At 58.0% G+C, this 18,731-nt stretch carries 13 protein-coding genes; 7 read left to right on the top strand and 6 right to left on the bottom strand.

Translation table 11 applies throughout. The features are described from left to right. Positions 1–19 precede the first annotated feature (19 nt). The 6 genes from ACQ4N7_RS25070 to ACQ4N7_RS25045 all read left to right on the top strand — a co-directional run bounded on the left by ACQ4N7_RS25070 (position 20) and on the right by ACQ4N7_RS25045 (position 3,438). A complete protein-coding gene (locus ACQ4N7_RS25070) occupies positions 20–427 on the top strand; it encodes a helix-turn-helix domain-containing protein (RefSeq protein WP_430714174.1) in 408 nt (135 codons plus the stop codon). Next, positions 427–1,242 carry a tetratricopeptide repeat protein gene (locus ACQ4N7_RS25065; protein WP_430714173.1) on the top strand — a complete coding sequence of 272 codons (816 nt, stop codon included), beginning with the start codon at positions 427–429 and terminating at the stop codon, positions 1,240–1,242. The genes ACQ4N7_RS25070 and ACQ4N7_RS25065 overlap by 1 nt, the downstream gene beginning before the upstream one ends. 19 nt (positions 1,243–1,261) lie before the next feature. Beyond that, on the top strand, positions 1,262–1,933 hold the full coding sequence (locus ACQ4N7_RS25060; protein WP_430714172.1) for a type I restriction endonuclease subunit R: 672 nt from the start codon (positions 1,262–1,264) through the stop codon (positions 1,931–1,933). Positions 1,934–2,022: 89 nt separating this feature from the next. After that, a complete protein-coding gene (locus ACQ4N7_RS25055; protein WP_430714171.1) occupies positions 2,023–2,607 on the top strand; it encodes a TetR/AcrR family transcriptional regulator in 585 nt (194 codons plus the stop codon). Then, the gene (locus ACQ4N7_RS25050) at positions 2,604–2,810 is read left to right on the top strand and encodes a hypothetical protein (RefSeq protein ID WP_430714170.1); all 207 of its coding nucleotides are present in this window, start codon (positions 2,604–2,606) and stop codon (positions 2,808–2,810) included. Before ACQ4N7_RS25055 ends, ACQ4N7_RS25050 begins: the two co-directional genes overlap by 4 nt. Before the next feature lie 4 nt (positions 2,811–2,814). Continuing rightward, positions 2,815–3,438, top strand: a complete 624-nt coding sequence (locus tag ACQ4N7_RS25045; RefSeq protein ID WP_430714169.1) for a GNAT family N-acetyltransferase — start codon at positions 2,815–2,817, stop codon at positions 3,436–3,438. A gap of 73 nt (positions 3,439–3,511) precedes the next feature. Here the strand turns inward: ACQ4N7_RS25045 and ACQ4N7_RS25040 are convergent, their stop codons facing one another. The 5 genes from ACQ4N7_RS25040 to ACQ4N7_RS25020 all read right to left on the bottom strand — a co-directional run bounded on the left by ACQ4N7_RS25040 (position 3,512) and on the right by ACQ4N7_RS25020 (position 10,733). Then, positions 3,512–4,816 (bottom strand): glycosyltransferase family 4 protein, encoded by a 1,305-nt coding sequence (locus ACQ4N7_RS25040; protein ID WP_430714168.1) that lies wholly within the window; start codon positions 4,814–4,816, stop codon positions 3,512–3,514. Between the two features lie 649 nt (positions 4,817–5,465). Further along, positions 5,466–6,854 (bottom strand): leucyl aminopeptidase family protein, encoded by a 1,389-nt coding sequence (locus tag ACQ4N7_RS25035; protein WP_430714167.1) that lies wholly within the window; start codon positions 6,852–6,854, stop codon positions 5,466–5,468. A 119-nt stretch (positions 6,855–6,973) separates the two neighbouring features. Beyond that, positions 6,974–8,158, bottom strand: a complete 1,185-nt coding sequence (locus ACQ4N7_RS25030; protein WP_430714166.1) for a M20 family metallopeptidase — start codon at positions 8,156–8,158, stop codon at positions 6,974–6,976. A gap of 137 nt (positions 8,159–8,295) precedes the next feature. Next, the gene (locus tag ACQ4N7_RS25025) at positions 8,296–9,648 is read right to left on the bottom strand and encodes a FecR domain-containing protein (protein ID WP_430714165.1); all 1,353 of its coding nucleotides are present in this window, start codon (positions 9,646–9,648) and stop codon (positions 8,296–8,298) included. Positions 9,649–10,031: 383 nt separating this feature from the next. Then, entirely contained in the window at positions 10,032–10,733 is a 702-nt protein-coding gene (locus ACQ4N7_RS25020; RefSeq protein WP_430714164.1) for an SOS response-associated peptidase, read from the bottom strand. Between the two features lie 86 nt (positions 10,734–10,819). Between ACQ4N7_RS25020 and ACQ4N7_RS25015 the strand changes: the two genes are divergently transcribed. Then, on the top strand, positions 10,820–11,812 hold the full coding sequence (locus ACQ4N7_RS25015; protein ID WP_430714163.1) for an SDR family NAD(P)-dependent oxidoreductase: 993 nt from the start codon (positions 10,820–10,822) through the stop codon (positions 11,810–11,812). Here the strand turns inward: ACQ4N7_RS25015 and ACQ4N7_RS25010 are convergent. Beyond that, positions 11,809–18,015, bottom strand: coding sequence for a PAS domain S-box protein (locus ACQ4N7_RS25010; RefSeq protein WP_430714162.1), 6,207 nt, complete (start codon positions 18,013–18,015; stop codon positions 11,809–11,811). The two genes, ACQ4N7_RS25015 and ACQ4N7_RS25010, sit on opposite strands and share 4 nt — an antisense overlap. Between the last annotated feature and the right edge of the window lie 716 nt (positions 18,016–18,731).

The raw sequence follows: 18,731 nt of genomic DNA, 5'->3' as shown, positions 1-18,731 counted from the left end.
AGCAGCAGAGGATTTCACCATGTTTGCCACTGAACCAGAAGGCTATCTTCAGCTTCTGCAAAAATTTCCGCCTCGGCCAATTAGATCCGAAGAGCAGCTTTTAGCTGTGCAAAGCGTCATTGACAGCTTGATAGATGCTGAAGAACTAACCTCAGAAAAACAAGACTATCTCAATCTTCTAGGCATGCTTGTTCATGACTACGAGGAGAAGCATGTATTGATACCAGACCTGAGCGGAATCGATTTGCTGCGGGCGCTGATGAATGAGTTTGGCCTCAAGCAAAAAGATCTGGTTCCTATCTTTAAAACCGAGTCTATTGTTTCGGCTATTCTCAATGGCCAGCGTAACTTTACCGTTGAGCACATTGAAAAGCTGGCTGAATTTTTTCATATTTCTCCTGCCGCATTCTTTCCTCGAACATCGTGATGAATCTGGTTTTTCGGCCTCTAGTAATAGCTCTGCTCTGCGTGCTCTGCATTACGGGTAGGGGATTGCCTGCCCAAGCGCAATCTGATCTTTCCGAGCTATCGCCCCAGGTGGTGCAAGACATCTCTGATCTGCGCCAAAAAGCCTTTGCCGCCTCGCAAAAGGGCCAGTTTACCGAGGCCGAAACCTACTGGAGCCAGCTGATCGACTACCTGCCCGACGAAGCTGCCCTGTGGAGCAACCGGGGCAACGTGCGGGTGAGCCAAAACAAGCTGGAAGAGGCGTTAGAGGACTACAACCGGGCGATCGCTTTAGCCCCTGAGCAGCCCGACCCCTACCTCAACCGGGGAGCGGCCCTAGAAGGGCTGGGGCGGTGGGAGGATGCGATCGCTGACTACAGCCAGGTGCTCGCCCTCAACCCCGACGATGCCGCCGCCTATAATAACCGGGGCAACGCCCAGGCGGGTCTGGGCCATTGGGAAGTTGCTCTGGCCGACTACCAGAAAGCCGCCAATCTCGACCCCAAATTTGCCTTTGCCCGCGTCAACGCCGCCCTGGCCGAGTACCAGCTGGGCAATGCCGACGAAGCCATTCGCCAGTTTCGCAGCCTCACCCGCCGCTACCCCAACTTTGCCGATGCCCGCGCCGCCCTCACCGCTGCCCTCTGGGGCCAGGGCCAGAGGGGTGAAGCCGAGAGCAACTGGGTGGCTGTCATGGGCCTCGATCGCCGCTACAGAGACCTCGACTGGCTGAGTACGGTACGCCGCTGGCCCCCGGCAATGGTCGCCGCTCTAGAAAAGTTTTTGAACCTATAGTGGGTTTATTGGGGAGACCATGGCTAAAGTTGTTGCCATTACCGAAGCATTTAAAACCCTGGCAGAGGTAGAGACTCGCCTGGGTTTGAGCCGCAGCGAAGATGTAGCCTTCTTCCCAGAGTGGCGCGCCCCCCTACCCGGCCTTAGCGGCGTAGAAAGCGATCGTCTGGAGGTGATGCGGCAGCGACTGCTGTATCACAGGGCCGACGGCGATTTACTAGAGGGCTCTGTCATGCTGCTGGTGGCATCCCCGCTGCTAGAGCTAGCCGGGTTCTATGACCCGCCCTTTAAACTCAAGGCCGAGGCCGCAGTAGAAGTTGCCGTAGACGATGGCGAAGAAGTTCTCCGAGGGCGCATTGACGCACTGGTCTTGCAGCAGAGTGAGCAGCAGAGTGCGCAACAAACCTTTTGGGTGCTGGTGCTAGAAGCGAAGAAAACGACAATTTCTACCCGCCCTGCCCTGCCTCAGGCCTTGGCCTATATGATGGCCAATACTCAGATCGACAAACCTACCTTTGGCCTACTAACTAATGGCGATGACGTTTTATTCGTAAAACTGAGTCATCAGCCTGCGAAGCAATATAGCTTGTCGCGCGTTTTCTCGCTATATACCCTGCCTGAAGAACTGCAAGCCGTTCTACAAATTCTCAAGGGCATCGGCAGGGCGATCGCATCCCCGGCCTTTAATTAAGCTCACTAATCAGCCCATCTGTCCGGCAGTGTTGACGCTCCAAAAACCTGTGCTACCCTTAAAAATAACGAGCGCTCAGTTAAAAAAGAATGCCCAAGGTTGTCGACCACGACCAGTACCGCAAAGCGTTATTAGAGCAGTGCTTTGACCTGTTTGCCGAGCACGGCTACGCCAGCCTAACCACCCGACAAATTGCCAAGGCGCTGGGCGTTTCAACCGGCACGCTGTACTACTACTTCCCCAGCAAAGAGGATTTGTTCATGCAGCTGATTGAGGAATTGACGACTCAGGATCTACTGCAGGCCAGCGCCAAGATCGAAGGGTTAAGCAGCCTGCGGGAGCGCATTCTCGCTCTGGGCGATTTTCTAGAAGCCAATGAAGACTACTTTGCGAAGCAGACTTTGCTAATGATGGATTTTTACCAGCAGGCGGGGATGGGGCCGTCGCGGGTGAATGAGGCCGTGCAGCGGGTAAGCCTGCGATCGCGCGACGAAATCATGGCCGCTCTACAGATCGACAATCCCCTGATTGCCACCCACATTCTCTGCTTAATCGACGGGCTGATTTCTGAGCGCATGATTAACCCGGCGATGGTGTCTTACCGCCAGCAGGCTGAGCTGTTAGCTGATTTGCTCACCGCCTATCTGGAGAAATTTCCGGGAGGACAGCGATGACGCTGCGTTTGCGTTCGTTCTGGGTTTGGCTCCGCTATGGCCGTCGCCAGCTTTACCCCTGGCTGGTTTTGGCGATCGCGGGTTGGCAACTGCTGGTTGAGTGCGGCCAGTCTCGGGACCGCGCCGCCATTCGTTGGATGGCCACCCTGGTCAAGATCGACGGCGTTAAATTGACGGAATTTTTCAACGACTTAATCTGGTGAACCCATGGAAACCCTATCGCCGCTAGCCGTTCTGCAACCGACCCAGTTCGATGCCGCCACTGAGTTGCTCTGTGCCGCCTTTGCCGACGACCCCCTGTTTAACTATCTAGTACCTGCTGATGTAGGCGATCGCCAGGGCTTGATGACCTATCTGTTTCGCATGCTGCTGCTCTGCGGCGGCGACCACGGCTACGGCCTCACCGACACCAATGGTCAAACCCTGAAAGGCATTGCCATTTGGATGCCGCCAGGCCGATCGGTCGATCTGGTCGACCTGCTGCTGGCCGGGCTATACGAGTTGCCCTTTCGCCTGCCTTTGCACTATCTGCCCCGCTGGCAGGCGGCCCTTGCCCTCGATCGCTACCATCATCAGGCCATGGCCATGCCCCACTGGTACCTGATGCTGCTAGCTGTTGGCCCCCGCTACCAGCGACAGGGGGTGGGTCACCAGCTGATGCAGCCCGGACTGGAAGGCTGCGATCGCACTGGCCAACCCTGCTACCTCGAAACCTCAACCGAAGGCGCAGTGCGCTTCTACCAGCGCCACGGCTTTGAGATTGTCAAAACTGGCTCCTTTGCCGAGCAGGCACCGTCGTTCTGGACAATGCGACGGAGTATTAGAGTATAAGAAATAGGTGGCAGGGAGCCGCTTCCGGCAGGATATGGGTAAGTGGGTGGAAGAAGCAGCAAATCCTAATTGATTACCTTCGGGGTAAAACCGGTTCTGAATCGGCGGTCAATGAGGTCCGATGAGCCACCTCTTGTTTATAGTTACTAAAATTTAGGGTCTCCTGAGAGTCTGAACTGTCTCTACAAATTTTGTGAACAACACTTTCAACCTGGGCCTGCCAGCTCTTGGAATATGAGAAAAACTGCTTTCTGAGAGCCATTGCGTTTTTCTGCTTTTGCTCATAAAAATCGTTGTCTGTTGCCAGCCTCAAAATAGCGTTGAAGTATCCGTCCACGTCGTCAGGCGTAACTTCCACTGCGGCATCTCTAACTACAGACAGGGCCGGGCAAACAGACGAGGTAACAATTGGTCGCCCCACAATCACGCCCTCAGCCACAACTTTATTGAACCCTTCAACAAAGTCTGTCGTGGTTGGTACCACCACTACGTGAGATGTTTCGTACATGTTGCGTAGCTTATCTCGCTTACAGTGACCATGCACAACAAACTGCTTAGCAATGCCAGCTTTCAATGCGGCAGCTTTGAGGTTGTCTACCTCACCACCAGTGCCGCAGACGTTGAAGACGCAGTTGGGATTGACCGCTATAAATTTCTTCGCGACTTCTAGAAGCAGGTAAACGCCCTTACTCGTTTCCACTCTGCCAGCGAATAAAACTCTAAACGTATCGGCTTTAGCATTGAAGCTTTGGACCTTGATATTTTTGAGAAAGTTTTCTCTGTAGGTAGGAACAAATGTCCGAATAGGACGGCTTCTACCATTGGTAATCTTAATGATTTGGTCCTTGATGTCTTCGGAAACGACGCAAATTTCCACACAACCATACTGAAAGAACCAGCTGTTCAGCTTGTGAATCATTCGCTGTATGGTAGTGGGTCGCTTATACTTAGGCCACAGCGTACAGTGAATTGTGGGGACGATTTTAATACCGAACAAAGGCAGAATGCCTAGAAGAAACCAAAAGGTTCTATCTTGAGTAGCAATCAAAATATCGGCTTTGAATAAGATTGCTGACACAATCAGCCTAAAGCCTGACCAAAGCTGTCCAGCAAAATAAGCAATACTACTTCTGAAATGATGCCTTAATGATCTAAATTCAATCCTAAAGTTGTTATCTTCGATGAGACCTTGCTTATCTCTTGACGAAATAAGCCATGATTTTGCATCAAGCTTGCTGGCTAGTTCATAAAAGTGCTGTGCATAGGTAATCGCAAAGTGGGAGGGATCATCCTGACCCAAAACCCAATGCATGTAAACGCTAGTAGCGTCTACAGGTCCCGAAGAATATAGTATTCTCAACTGTTTAGCGGAGTTCATAGGGGCAATGGGGCAAATGTTTTCTGAAGGACTTTTATGCTACTACTGACACAAGATCAAATGTGTTAGCCACACAACACTCAGGGCTAAGAGTGGCTTGTAGATTAGCAATTTAATCAGGCTGATCCATCTAAAAGCTCGGTTTAGAAGTTCCAATTTTAGCCAAACGCAACATTAACGTAGGGCTAACCTAGCCAGAGTTACTATCAGCTATGTCTAATAATATACAAAGCCTTTAGAAGCACCCTATACCTTTAGACAGGGCTTTGAATCTGACTAAAAACCTTCTACCGCTACTTCTATCAGGATGAGGACAAAGACAACTGCACTGAAGTGACTAGGTTGAACTAGATCGCTTTAGTTACTGGGTTTGTCTAGCTTCCTGGCTTCTAAAATCAGACTCCACGTGTTGAGCCTAGTGACGACCATTGAGGAGAAAAAGTCTGAGCACACTTTTCACTTTACAGTACCTTTAGCTTTAAGTAAATATTTCGTGAATATTGATCGTTGTCTATCAATGCCATTGATTAATCAAAATTTATTCTGGGCTTAAGCAGCCCCTACGTTTAGGACAGGGTAGGGGCTTATAGCGATGAAATTGCTGAGCTGTTTTAGGTCAGCTGCCCAGCTCTCCTGCATTCTTTGGCTTTTACTGTACGACTAACGTTTCAGGCGCGCCCTTTGCCACCTTTTGCCGAATCAGCTCAAACACGGCCCGTATCCCCATCGCTTCACCTCCTTCGGGGCGACCGGGCAGGGTGCGCACGTTCCAGGCCATCAGGTCGAGGTGCACCCAGGGAATTTCGGGGCGGGTAAACTCCTGTAGGAACAGGGCGGCGGTGATCGAGCCACCAAAGGAACTGTTAGAAATATTCGAGAGGTCGGCCACAGCACTGTCGAGCATAGTTCGGTAGGGCTGGTGTAGAGGCAGTTGCCACAGCGGGTCATCTACAGTTAGCCCGCAGGCGAGCAGGTCATGGGCTAGCTCGGGCCGGTTGCTAAAGCAAGCTGGTAGCTCGGTGCCCAGGGCAATGCGGGCGGCTCCGGTGAGGGTGGCAAAGTCAACGACCAGCTGGGGAGCCGGTTCTTCGCAGACGGCTTCCCAAAGGGCATCGGCTAGCACGAGGCGGCCTTCGGCGTCGGTGTTGCCTACCTCTACCGTGAGCCCTCGGCGTGAGGGCACTACATCGAGGGGGTGAAGGGCGTTGCCGGCAATGCTGTTTTCAACGGCAGGAATTAGCACCCGCAGGCGCACGGGCAGCTGTAGGCCCATGATCATTTCAGTTAGTCCCAAGGCGTTAGCGGCACCGCCCATGTCTTTTTTCATCAGCTTCATGCCGGCAGCGGGCTTAATATCGAGGCCGCCTGTGTCGAAGCAAACGCCCTTGCCCACTACGGTTACTTTAGGCGCATCGGGGCTGCCCCAGCTGATGTCGAGCAGCCGTGGGGCCTGGGCGCAGGCTCGGCCCACGGCGTGGATCAGGGGGTAGTTTTGGGTGAGCAGGTCGTCGCCGACAGTGACGCTCAGATTGGCAGAATGGCGATCGCACAGTTTTTGAGCCGCCGCTTCTAGCTGCTCTGGCCCCATATCGCCAGCGGGGGTGGTAATCAGGTCGCGCACCAGGGTAGTCGCGCGGCTGGTGGTATTGACGTAGGCGGCATCGGCCCCAGGCGGCGGCACCAGCTCGGCGATCGCAGGCCCAGGCTGACGCTTGTACTGAGAAAAGCTGTAGCGGCCCAGGTTCCAGCCCAGCCAGAGCTTTGTGGCCAGGTCTGCTGGCCACTCGTCGGCCAGAGTGTAGGTATGGGGCGGCAGGGTTTTAGGCAGGTTGCCCAGAGTCCAGGTATCCACTGGGTCAGGCCTGCCGACTAAAACCTTAGCCAGGCTGCCCTCGGCACCGGGCACCAGACAAACCGTATTGGGTTCAGCCTTAAATCCGGTAACCTGGGCCCAGGCCTGGCTGTCGGCGTGGTCTTTGGCAAAATCGGTCTGGCTGACCAGGTAGATAGGAACTGGTGTGGAAATCGGCGTTGACAACGGTTATCCTCCGGGAATGGCACCCAAATCAATCAGTCTATCGGAGTTTTAGCCTGGGGCGTAGGTCCAAGGCAGAACGGCTTTACGGAGTAGCGTAGACAGGTCGCCCGTGGGCCTCGTCAGGTTCCGGGCAGCTGCCAGTAGCGATAGCTGGTGTAGGCCATGGTTAGCACCCCGGCCACAAGTGCCGATTCGTCGACTTCAAACTTGGGGTGGTGGAGTGGGTAGTTGATGGCGCGATCGGTAAAGCCTACCCCCAGGCGAAACATGGTACCAGGAGCGTGCTCCAGGTAGAGCGAAAAGTCTTCGGCCCCCAGCGATGGCTCGTGGATAATTTGTAGATATTCGCTACCCAAGGCCTCGCTGGCACAACGAGCGGTGAGTTCAGTTAGGGTGGGGTCGTTGAGCACCGAGGGCACCCCTCGGCGGTAGTGAACCTCGTACTTAGCCCCGTAGGCTTGGCACACCCCCGCCACAACCGACTCGATCCACTGGGGCAGGTGGTTGCGGGTGTCGGGATGCAGCGATCGCACCGTGCCCAGCAGCCTGACCGTATCGGCAATCACGTTGGGGGCGCGTCCGCCCTGAATTTGCCCAATGGTCAAAACAATCGGGTGCAGCGGGTTTTGGGTGCGGCTAATGGCTTGCTGAAGGGTGGTAACCACCTGAGACGCAATCCAGATGGCGTCAATGGCCTCGTGGGGACGGGCTCCGTGGCCCGACTCACCCACAATTAAAATTTCCAAATCATCGGCGGCAGCGGTGAGCGCGCCGTAGCGAATGCCAATGGCGCGGGCGGGTACTGAGGGGTAGACGTGCAGCCCCAGCACCGCCGAAACCCCCTCCATCACGCCATCTTCAATCATCCAGCGAGCGCCCTGGGCGGTTTCTTCGGCGGGCTGAAACAAAAAACGCGTGGTGCCCGGCAGCGGCAGATTTAGCTGGGCCAGCACCATGGCCACACCCAGCCCGACGGTGGTGTGCACGTCGTGGCCGCAGGCGTGCATAATGCCCGACTGGCTTGAGGCAAACGGCAGGTCTACCCGCTCGGCAATGGGCAACCCATCCATATCGGCCCGAATGGCTAAAATTCTAGGATCTTCACCCCCCGGCAGCTCGGCCACCACGCCGGTTTTGCCCACCAGTTCTTGCACCCGCAGCCCGCAGGAGGAAAGCACCCCCGCTACGTAGGCCGCCGTTTTATACTCCTGCCCGCTGAGTTCGGGGTGGCTATGAATGTGGCGACGAATCTCAACTAGGCGAGGCGAAATTGCCTCAACAATAGACTTTATCTGGCTCAGCATGGGTTAGTACTGTCAGTAATGGCCACGTTTAGCCTAAAGCAGACCAGAGTTGATGTATAACACCACACCAACCTGGTTTGCCGACGGCCTATTAGCCCAGACTCCTAGCTTAACCACTAACCCAGCTCAGCTAGCCTCTACTTATCAGGGGGGATAAAGGGAGCCGGTTCGGTAGGTGGGCCAACGGGTACTCCACCGTTAAACGGCGGCGGCTCAGCGGGTGGATTAGCAGGTACCTCACCGTTAAACGGCGGCGGATTGGCGTTGCCAGGACCGGTACCAGGATTGCCAGTCACGGGACCAGGATTGCCAACAGGGCCAGGGTTACCAGTCACGGGACCAGGATTGCCAACAGGGCCAGGATTACCAGTCACAGGACCAGGATTGCCAACGGGACCAGGGTTACCAGTCACGGGACCAGGATTGCCAACGGGACCAGGGTTACCAGTCACGGGACCAGGATTGCCAACAGGGCCAGGATTGCCAGTCACGGGACCAGGATTGCCAACAGGGCCAGGATTGCCAACAGGACCAGGCGATGAGATCACTGGCTGGGTAGGAGCAGTTGTAATCAGACCATCCCCAGGGGTGAGCAACCCCCGCAGAATAGAGACAGGAGCAACACCTGAGTTGGCGGGAGACAGGACCCAGGGCTGTTCACCGGCGATTTGATTGGTGCTGTCGATGCCAATCAGAGCAGGGTTGAGGGTAACGGCGTCGGTAAAGGGAGACTGCGTTTCTAGCGCTTCCAAAGTTTCTTGACGCACGGCTTCAAGGTCAGGGCCGAGGGGAGAGTCGGCGTCGGGGTTGTCTAACTCCAGCCCTTCTACCAAGGGGCTGGTCTGGTAGAACATGGGGAGGTCGAACTCGACCACCTGCACCTGATTGTTTTGAATCAGGGCCATCTGCCCGCCATAGAGGGAGTATTCAGTAGCGCCGCAGGCGGTGCTGTCGCCGCCGCAGCTGTTGGCCGTAATGGTCATTGGCCCGGCGGGGTTATTGGTGAGGGCCATGACAACGGTCAAATCGCTGTCTGGAATGTAGCGCACGACCACCGCTGAACCCTGAATGCCGGTTACAGCACTGGGAGTTTGAATGTTGGTGCGGCCCCGTCCGGGCGGAATCAGCAGCAGTACGGTGCCGTTGCTGAGCCGAAAATTGCGGGTGTTGGGCACAAAGCGAAAGGTGGCTCGTTCGCCCACGCGGGCCAGGGAGCCATCGTTGAAGCGCAGGTCGGCCTGGGATGCGGAGGCGGTACGCAGGGCATCGCCTACCGCTAGAACATCTGACATTCTGGCCGAGCGGGGCTGCCGACCGCGGGGAATAAACTCGACTCGGTTGCGCAGCGCCTCAACATCGGCCCGAGTTAGGGTGACGCTAGCCTGGGCGGGCAGGCTAACCAGCACCAGCGCCAAGAGGGAGGCTAACCCAGTCACGCTAGAGGCAAGGTGGTTGGGGCCTCGTCGGACAAATTGGCTGATGTTCAGCATGGCATACCCGCAGTAACAGCTTGTTAAATTCTCAGCGCCCTCTGCCGGATCTGATTTAGACGCGATCGCACCGGAGAAAATCGCTGTGGACGACGCTAGAGACACAACCCCTTCGGCCTTTATTAGTAGAAACTCTACGTATATCTACTAGTGCATTAATAACAGATCCGTAAGAATGGCATAAAGTTCCTGATCAGAATTTTACTTCATCTTCATATACATGCCGCTCAGTGGTTGTATGTAACTATTTACACTTTTTCTGGCCAGTCTGGCCCGTGAAATTCAGCAGGGTGGCTTAACCTCGGTCGGCTGAAGCTGGGCCGCTAGAGCTTGGGTAGAGAAGCCGATCGCCTTCTGTGGCAGCGCGATTCAGCCGATGGTTCTCAACCTAAATCGCTGTCCTCAGCCGCAAGGGGTTCGATGCAGTCTGGGGCGTCGTGCTGCGGTTTGTTGACTGCTTTTGATACCGGATAGCGCTCCATGGCCTCGGCCTCGTAGGGGCGCAGCATGGCCTGGAGGGTTTGGGGCTGGTAGTAGCTAGGGTCTAGCCAGGTCGCATAGTCTTCGGCGGGCAAAATAACCGGCATGCGGTTGTGGATGGGCTCCATCAGTTCGTTGGGGTCGGTGGTTAAGATGGTGCAGGTTTGCAGCTCACCACCGCTGACTGGGTCATGCCAGTGCTCCCAAAGCCCGGCAAAGGCAAAGGGCTGGTGATCTTTGAGAAAAATATAGTGGGGCTGCTTGGGTTGCCCGTCGCCCTGTCGCTGCCACTCGTAGAAGCCATCGGCCAAGATCAGACAGCGCCGCCGCTTAAACGCCGCCCTGAACGAGGGCTTTTCGGCCACGGTTTCGGCCCGAGCGTTGATCATTCGACTGCCGATCGCCGCATCTTTGGCCCAGCTTGGCACCAGACCCCACTGCAAGAGGTGAAAATGCGGCTCTGGCTGCTCTGGGGTGGCAACCACCGTGGCCACGGGCTGGGTGGGGGCGACATTGTAGCGAGGAGCCACCGGTGGAACGGCCTTGAGGTGAAAGGCCGCCGCCAGATCTTCCCCGGTTTGATTGAGGCTAAACCGTCCACACATGGGCTTTTCCCTCCACAAACCCCGACCATCTCCTTATTATCAAAGTGTAGCAAGCGTCTCTGGGAAACCCCCTGGGGGAGACTATCTTGAGAAACCACTTTGAGAAACCGCTGACGGGAACCATTGCCCTGGTTACCGGGGCCACCCGAGGTCTGGGCAAGGGAATTGCCATCGGCCTGGCAGAGGCCGGAGCCACGGTCTATCTGACCGGGCGCACCGCCACGGCCACGGCTGAGTCGGTGGGCTCGCTAGAAGAAACCGCAGCGGCGGTCACCGAGGCGGGTGGGGTAGCCCGACCAGTGCAGGTTGACCACAGCGACGATGACCAGGTGCGCGCTCTGTTTGAGCGCATTGAAACCGAGCAGGCGGGGCGGCTCGACCTGCTGGTCAACAATGCCTACGCTGGGGTATCGGCGCTCAAAGCCGCCTACGGCAAACCTTTCTGGGAGTCTGAGCCCGACTTTTGGGATGCCTGCAACCAGGTGGGGTTGCGCAGCCACTACGTCGCCAGCGTCTACGCAGCCCGCCTGATGGTGCCGCAGCGGCGGGGGCTGATCTGCACGCTGTCGTCGTGGGGCGGGCTGTCGTACATTTTTGGCGTGCCCTATGGGATGGGCAAGGCCGCCTGCGATCGCATGGCCGCCGATATGGCCGTAGAGCTAAAAAAATATCAGGTCACCTCGCTCTCGGTCTGGCCCGGCATTGTCGGCACCGAGCTGATGACCCAGTTTGCCGCCGAGATGGGCCTGGGGGCAAACTCTGGCGGCGGGCCTCAGGCCGACTCGAACAAGACTAACTACAACTGGGAAACGCCCCTGCTGACGGGCCGCGTGATTGCCGCCCTGGCGGCAGACCCTGAGGTGATGCGCCGCACCGGGCAGGTGCAGATCGTGGCTGAACTGGCCCGCGAGTACGGCGTAGTTGATGCCGACGGGCACCGACCGGCCTCGCTGCGATCGCTGCGGTTTGTGCTGCCCTCGGCGGTGCCGGGGCTGCAACCTCACGCCGACCTGGTGCCCGATGTCGAACTGCCCTGGCCGTTTTTGCTGCTGGGGCCGCTGGGTTCGCCAAAAGTCTAAGCTGACCGCAGCAGCTCCACCAGCGCCTGAATCAGGGCGGCGGGCTGCACCGGCTTGGGAATGTGGCGCTGAAATCCGGCGGCCAGGGCCTGCTCTTGATCTGACTCGCGGGCGTAGGCGGTCAGGGCGATCGCCGGAACCTGACCGCCCTGACTGGCGGGTAGCGCCCGGATTTGGCGCATCAGCATGTAGCCATCCATCTCGGGCATACCAATATCGCTGATCAAAATCTGGGGCTGAGCCTGCTTGAAAGCATCGAGGGCGGCACTGGCGCTAGTGGCTGAGCTCACCGTGGCCCCAGCCTGCTCCAGCAGAAAGACAACAAAATTGCGCGTATCGGCATCATCATCAACCACCAAAATCTGGCTGCCGCGCAGATCTAGCGCGGGTTCGCTAAATCGGGCACTGCGGTCGGCATCGGGCTGGCTGACCAGAGTCGGCAGGGTGACGGTAAAGGTTGCCCCCAGCCCTTCGCCAGCGCTATCGGCCCGAATGGTGCCGCCGTGCAGTTCGACCAGGTGACGCACGATCGCAAGCCCCAGGCCCAGTCCGCCAAACTGCCGCGTCGTAGCGCTGTCGGCCTGGCGAAAGTAGTCAAAAATGAGGGGCAAAAAGTCGGGCGCGATGCCCTTGCCGGTGTCGGTGACGGTAATTTCGGCCTGGTTGGCGTCATCTCGGGCCAGCCGCACCACAATCTGCCCCCCGGCGGGGGTGAACTTGACCGCGTTAGACAGCAAATTCCACACCACCTGCTGCAGGCGAGTGGCGTCGCCCGAGACCAGGCCAATCTGGTCATCGAGGTGAACGTCTATGTGAATTGACTTGGCCTCTGCCGCCAGCCGCACGGTCTCAATGGCGGCGCGAATGGTGGCGGCCAGATTGACCGTGGTGGCGTTGATCTCAAGCTTGCCCCGCAGCATGCGCGACACGTCGAGCAGGTCGTCGATCAGCTCGGTTTGCAGCTTGGCATTGCGCTCAATGACGGCGAGGGCCTGCTTGGTTTTGGCTTCGCTCAGGGTGCCGTTTTGCAGCAGGGTAGCCCAGCCCAAAATGGGGTTGAGCGGTGACCTCAGCTCGTGGGAGACGACGGCCAAAAACTCGTCCTTGGTGCGGCTGGCGGCCTCGGCGGCGGCGCGGGCCGCTTTTTCCTGCAGAAGCAGCTGGCTGCGCTGGTTTTCGAGCTGTTTTTGGTCTTCGATATCGGTGGCGGTGCCAAACCACTTGATCACCTGCCCCTGGCTGTCTTTCATGGGTACGGCCTGGTGCAGGTGCCAGCGATAGACCCCGTCGGCTCGGCGCATGCGGCCTTCGGCCTGGTAGTTGGTGCCCAGCTGCTGGGCGATCGCCCAGTTTTGCGCCAGCACCGGCACATCGTCGGGGTGAACCGCCGTCTGCCAGCCCTCGGTGCGCACCTGCTCCAGGCTCAGCCCGGTGAAGGTCAACCAGCGCTGGTTGGCATCGACAATCACCCCCTCGGTACTGGCCGTCCACACCAGCTGCGGAATCGACTCGACCAGGTAGCGGTAGCGCTCTTCGCTCTGGCGAAGGGCTATTTCGGCCTGTTTGCGATCGCTCAAATCGGTGATTAGCGCCACAAACCCCTCCACCTCTCCCCAATCGTTCACGCGGGGCACGTAGGTGGCGGTCAGGTAGTGAATACGGCCATTTTGAAACTCGACGGAGCGCTCGAAGGTAACCTGCTGCCCGGTCAAAACCTGCTCCACATAGGGGCGAATCCGTTCATAATCGGCGTCACCCACCACATCTCGAATGGGCTTGCCGTAAAGCTCGGCGGCCGACTGGCCAAACCAGTCCTCGTAGCCCTGGTTGTTGTAGCGGTAGCGCTGCTCAGCATCGACAAAGGCAATCAGGGCGGGCACGGCGTTGGTGACCAGCCGCAGCTCGGTTTCGCGCTGGCGCAGGGCTTCTTCGGCCTGCTTGCGATCGTGCACATCAAAACCGGAGCCGATATAGCCCAAAAAAGTGCCATCGGGCGCAAAGCGGGGTTCGCCGACGTCAAAAATCCAGCGGTACTCACCGCTAACGTGCCTGAGCCGATACTCCATCTGAAATGGGGTGCGGGCGTTAAAGGCATTGGTGTAGGTGCTCAGGCAGTGCTGAAAATCGTCAGGGTGAATGCCCTCCGTCCAGCCGTCGCCGATTTCTTGCTCCAGGGTGCGGCCCGTAAAGGCCAGCCACGACTGGTTGAAATAGGTACAGCGCCGGTCGAGGCCAGAAAGCCACACCATCATCGGGGCGGCATCGGTCATCTGCCGAAAGCGGGTCTCGCTCTCGCGCAGGTTAGACTCGGTGCGCTTGAGTTCGGTGATGTCAATGGCCGCAGCGTAGAGCAGCTGCTCGTCGGGGTAGGGTTGGGCATTCCAGAGAAACCAGCGGTAGGAGCCGTCTTTGTGGCGGTAGCGGTTTTCGAAGGAAAGCGTTTCGCGGCCCGCCGAGAACAGGCTGGCGTCTTCGGTTATGGTTTTAGACAGATCGTCGGGGTGGACAAACTCAATCCAGGGTCGGGCGATCATCTCAGCCGGGGTCCAGCCCAGAATGCGCTCTAGAGTCGGGCTGACCCACTTAAAGTAGCCATCGCTGCCGCTGACCACCTGCAAGTCTGAGCCCACCGCCAGAAACCGCTCGCGATCGCGCTCCGCTCGGCGGCGATCGGTAATATCGGTAAACAGAATCGCAAACCTGCGATGCTGAGGATCGTTGAGCGCAAAGGCGCTGACGCTAAACCAGCGGCCCAGAGCCGCCGCCTCATGCTCAAACCGATAGGGCTCCCCGGTTGCCAGCACTCGGCTATAGGTCTCGACCCAAACCTCTTCCAGATTGGGCACCAGTTCTTTGGCCGTTTTGCCCGCCATCTGCTGCATACCGCTGAGGGTCTCAAAGGCCGGGTTAATCTCCAAAAAGCGGTAGTCAACCGGCGCGCCGCTGGCATCAAACAGCATTTCACAGATGCCAAAGCCCTCTTCCATCGACTCAAACAGAGTGCGGTAGCGGTGCTCGCTGTCGCGCAGGGCTCGGGTGGCGCGATCGCGCTCAAAGGCAATGCTGGCCACCTGAGCCCCAAAATCGGCCAGCTGATACTCCCAGGGGGTAGGCCGTCGGGCCTGGTCAAAGCACAGCATTAGCGAGGCAAAGGGCAGCCCCTCTATCCCCACAATCGGTACAGAGTGGCAGGCCAAAACGCCGTGGGCCAGCAACAGCTCACGCCACTCGGGCGACCAACGATCGTCGTTGGCTATATCGACACAGGTGACGGGCTGAGCCGAATATGCGGCCTCGCCACAGGTGCCTATGCAGGGTTCATTGATGGGAGCCTCTTTGAGGCCGGCCCCAAAGGCGGGGGGCCAGTCCGGCGTAATCGCTCGCGAGAACTGCTGACGTTCGGCATCACACAGCAGAAAGCTGGCCCGAATGTGGGGATTGAGCTGAGCGATAGTGGTGCAGATGGCCGTCAGGCAGTCATCTAGCGAATAGCCTGAAGCAATTAGCTCTAGCAGGCGCGTCTGCTCGGCCAGCAGAAGTTCGGTATGCTTGCGCTCGGTAATATCGTGGACGGTGCCGAGCAGCTCCATGGTGCGGCGTGCCCCGCCACCCCTAGCCGCAAAGAAGGCTTGCCCATTGGCCGCGATCCATCGTTCGGTGCCATCGCTGCGTCGAATTCTGTATTCAATCACGTAGGCTCCTGACGCCCCCGGCTCCAGGGCCGCACTCACCGCGCTGGCCACCCGGGCGCGATCGTCGGGGTGAATGTGTTCGACCAGCTGGTGCAGGGCCAACTGGGCCGCTGTCTGGCCCCAAATATCCTGCATGCGCTGATCTAGTTCGACTAGATTGGTGCGCAGGTTGTAGCGCCAGGTGCCCAGCTGAGCCACCTGCACCGCCAGGCGCGATCGCTCTTCGCTGCGCTGTAGGGCAATCTTGGTTTCCTGCCGCAGCGCTGCCAGCTTGAGGGTGGCCTCTACCCGAGCCAGCAGCTCGCGGGCCGAAAAGGGCTTGGTTAAGTAGTCGTCGGCACCCGCCGCCAGCCCCTCCAGGCGAGCTTCTTCTCCGGCCCGCGCCGACAGCAAAATAATCGGCAACTCTCGGGTGCGCGGGTCGGCCCGCAGCCGTCGCAGCAGCTCAAAGCCATCGAGCTTGGGCATCATGACATCGCTGAGCACCAGATCGGGGGGCTGCTGTCGAATGGCCGCCAGCGCCGCTTCGCCATCGCGCACGGTTTCGACCCCATACTGCTGGCTCAGCAGCCGCCTGACGTAGTCGAGCATGTCGGCGTTGTCATCGACGAGGAGAATGCGGGCGGCGGCGGGGAGTGGGGGGGAAGGGGAAGCGGGTGAGGAGGGTGAAGCGGGTGAGGGAGGTGAGAGCTGGGGCCAGGTGAGGGCGTCTTCTAGGTAGGGTGTAGGGCCAGTCGCGGTGGAGATTTGGGTGCGGGGCGCGCCAATGCGCTCGGCGGGGAGATGGGCCGAGCCCAGGGGCAACGTGACCGTGAACTGGGTGCCCTGGCCGACGGCGCTGGTCACTTCCAGGGTGCCGCCGTGCAGGCTGACGAGTTCCTGCACCAGCGACAGGCCAATGCCTGAGCCCTCGTGGGTGCGGCCTGGGGCTCCCTGCACCTGGTGAAAGCGCTCAAAAATGTGGGGCAGCTCGGCGGCGGCAATGCCAATGCCGGTATCGCGCACCGTCAGCAAAACGTGGTCCTGTTCTGGGCGCAGGGCGACTTCGATCTCGCCCTCAAAGGTGAACTTAAAGGCGTTGGAGAGCAAATTCAGCACAATTTTCTCCCACATGCCCCGATCGACGTAGGCGGGTGCACCCAGGGGGGCACAGTTGACCACCAGCCGCAGCCCGGCCTGCTCGATTGCGGCCCGAAAGCCCCCGGCCAGATCGGTCGTCAGCAGGGCCAGGTCGGTAGGTTCGTAGACGGCCTCAATGCGCCCCGCCTCAATGCGGGAGAAGTCGAGCAGGGTGTTGACCAGCTTTTGCAGGCGCAGGGCGTTGCGGTGCACCATCTCTAGGCGATCGCGCTGTTCGTTGTCCTGGGCGGCGGCAATGGCGTCTTCCACCGGCCCCAGCATCAGGGTCAGCGGGGTGCGAAACTCGTGGCTGACGTTGGAGAAAAAGACTGTTTTGGCGCGATCGAGTTCGGCCAGTTGCTCCGCCCGCTGGCGCTCTTCTTCGTGGGCGCGGGCGTTGGCGATCGCGGTCGACAACTGGGCCGCCACCTGCTTGAAAAAGTCGCTGTAGTTGTTGTCTAGGCGACGACGAGGGCTGGCCACCGCCACCAGCACCCCAGACACGCTGGCCTGCCCAGGCACAACAATCGGCAAAATCATCGCCTCCTGGGGGGGCTCGGGCCAGGGACTACCAGGAATATGGCCAAAGCGGCTGGCCAAATGATCAATAACCTGGGGCTGCCCTGTGCGAATTGCCACGGCGATCGGCCAGCCACCCGAGTCATCGGCGGCGCTGGATGGCTCCAGGCTGACCCGGCTGGGGACAAAAGGCACCGCTGAGGCAGAGGCAGTGCCCTTGCAGAGGCAGGCCGTTTTTTCGTCAGCATTGACCATATAGAGCAGCGCCAGGGGAATATCCGCCGGATCGAAGCTCAGGGTTTCGGCTACCAGGGCGCAGGTTTCCTCGACGGTTTTGGCGGCGGCGGTCTTGGCGGCAAGCTCGCGCAGCAGCTGGGCGCGGCGATCATTCAATACTCGGTATGTGGTCTCACTGACGACGTTTAAGATCCCCTCCACCCGCCCGCTCTCCCCCTGAATGGGGTTAAACGTGTAGTCAAAAAAGCACTCTTCGGTATAGCCAAACCGATGCATGGCCAGCAGCTCGTCGCTGTGAAAAATGCCGTCTCCAGTGGCAAAAACATGGGCAAACTCAGGCCCAATGTCGTCCCAAATTTCGGGCCAGACCTCCTGCCCAGCTCGCCCCAGCGACCAGGGGTGCTTGTCGCCCACGATCGGTCGCCAGGCATCGTTGTAGAGCAGCAGGCAGTCTGGCCCCCAGTAAATTGCCATGGGGAAGCGAGAGTTTAGGCAAATACTCAGGGTCGATCGCAGACTTTGAGGCCATTGCTCAACCGCACCAAAGGGTGTTTTTGACCAATCGTAGGCACGCATCAGCGCCCCCATCTCGCCCCCGCCGCCAAACAGCGGGTCAGCCACCTGATGCTGCGTCATCTATCTGCTTTCTCCCTTCTTCACCCACCTATGAGCTCTAAGCATAAAGTTTATTAATAGTTAATCGACTTGAAGAATAGAGGCAAAACTATCAATAGGCCATAGCTAACTAAATGCTTTTCCTGACTGATTTGCCGGGAGCGGCAAAGACCCAGATAGGTTTTGAAGCCAGTGTCTAGGCCAGGTCTAGCTAAGAAAGCAAAGGTAGAGCTGGCCCAACTCTACCTCCAGTTGCTCTAGGCGCAAAACGGCTCGCAGCACGTCATCTCAATATCCTTCAATTGATGAGGATGCTTATTGTACCGAAACAATTTTCAACCTAACTAAAAAAACAGGAATCTGCCTGGAGAGAGATAAGCCTGGAGAGAAATAAAGTAGCTGTCTGCCCGTTGTCATTTAATTGCGCCTTAGCAAGTAATTGCGCCTCAGCAAGGTCACAAGCAGCGCATAAACTAAGTATTAGGGCGGGCTTTAGTGAGTATGAGTAGAGACACTATCGCTGCCCTAATCGTGTTTTGGAAACGCTATGCCCAACCGATGGCCAGAACTATCGCTCGATGATTGGCAAGACACCTGCACCACGCTGCATCCTGGTTGACTGACAAAAGCTGAGTCCAGGTCGCTGGGTGCCCTACTGTGCGGTAGTTTCGGAGATTGGAAGGGAGAAGGGGGAGCCAGCGTTCTAAGCTTAGATACCACTCAAAACCATGAACGCT

This window comes from Nodosilinea sp. AN01ver1, from assembly GCF_050565655.1.
Lineage (GTDB): Bacteria > Cyanobacteriota > Cyanobacteriia > Phormidesmidales > Phormidesmidaceae > Nodosilinea.
This window is presented reverse-complemented; position numbering and strand designations above follow the sequence as displayed.

Excerpts from the sequence above, each read along its gene's own strand:
- ACQ4N7_RS25070 (WP_430714174.1), top strand. The coding sequence starts at position 20 with ATGTTTGCCACTGAACCAGAAGGCTATCTTCAGCTTCTGCAAAAATTT.
- ACQ4N7_RS25020 (WP_430714164.1), bottom strand. The coding sequence starts at position 10,733 with ATGTGTGGACGGTTTAGCCTCAATCAAACCGGGGAAGATCTGGCGGCG.
- ACQ4N7_RS25045 (WP_430714169.1), top strand. The coding sequence starts at position 2,815 with ATGGAAACCCTATCGCCGCTAGCCGTTCTGCAACCGACCCAGTTCGAT.
- ACQ4N7_RS25065 (WP_430714173.1), top strand. The coding sequence starts at position 427 with ATGAATCTGGTTTTTCGGCCTCTAGTAATAGCTCTGCTCTGCGTGCTC.
- ACQ4N7_RS25030 (WP_430714166.1), bottom strand. The coding sequence starts at position 8,158 with ATGCTGAGCCAGATAAAGTCTATTGTTGAGGCAATTTCGCCTCGCCTA.
- ACQ4N7_RS25055 (WP_430714171.1), top strand. The coding sequence starts at position 2,023 with ATGCCCAAGGTTGTCGACCACGACCAGTACCGCAAAGCGTTATTAGAG.
- ACQ4N7_RS25050 (WP_430714170.1), top strand. The coding sequence starts at position 2,604 with ATGACGCTGCGTTTGCGTTCGTTCTGGGTTTGGCTCCGCTATGGCCGT.
- ACQ4N7_RS25025 (WP_430714165.1), bottom strand. The coding sequence starts at position 9,648 with ATGCTGAACATCAGCCAATTTGTCCGACGAGGCCCCAACCACCTTGCC.
- ACQ4N7_RS25010 (WP_430714162.1), bottom strand. The coding sequence starts at position 18,015 with ATGACGCAGCATCAGGTGGCTGACCCGCTGTTTGGCGGCGGGGGCGAG.
- ACQ4N7_RS25060 (WP_430714172.1), top strand. The coding sequence starts at position 1,262 with ATGGCTAAAGTTGTTGCCATTACCGAAGCATTTAAAACCCTGGCAGAG.
- ACQ4N7_RS25040 (WP_430714168.1), bottom strand. The coding sequence starts at position 4,816 with ATGAACTCCGCTAAACAGTTGAGAATACTATATTCTTCGGGACCTGTA.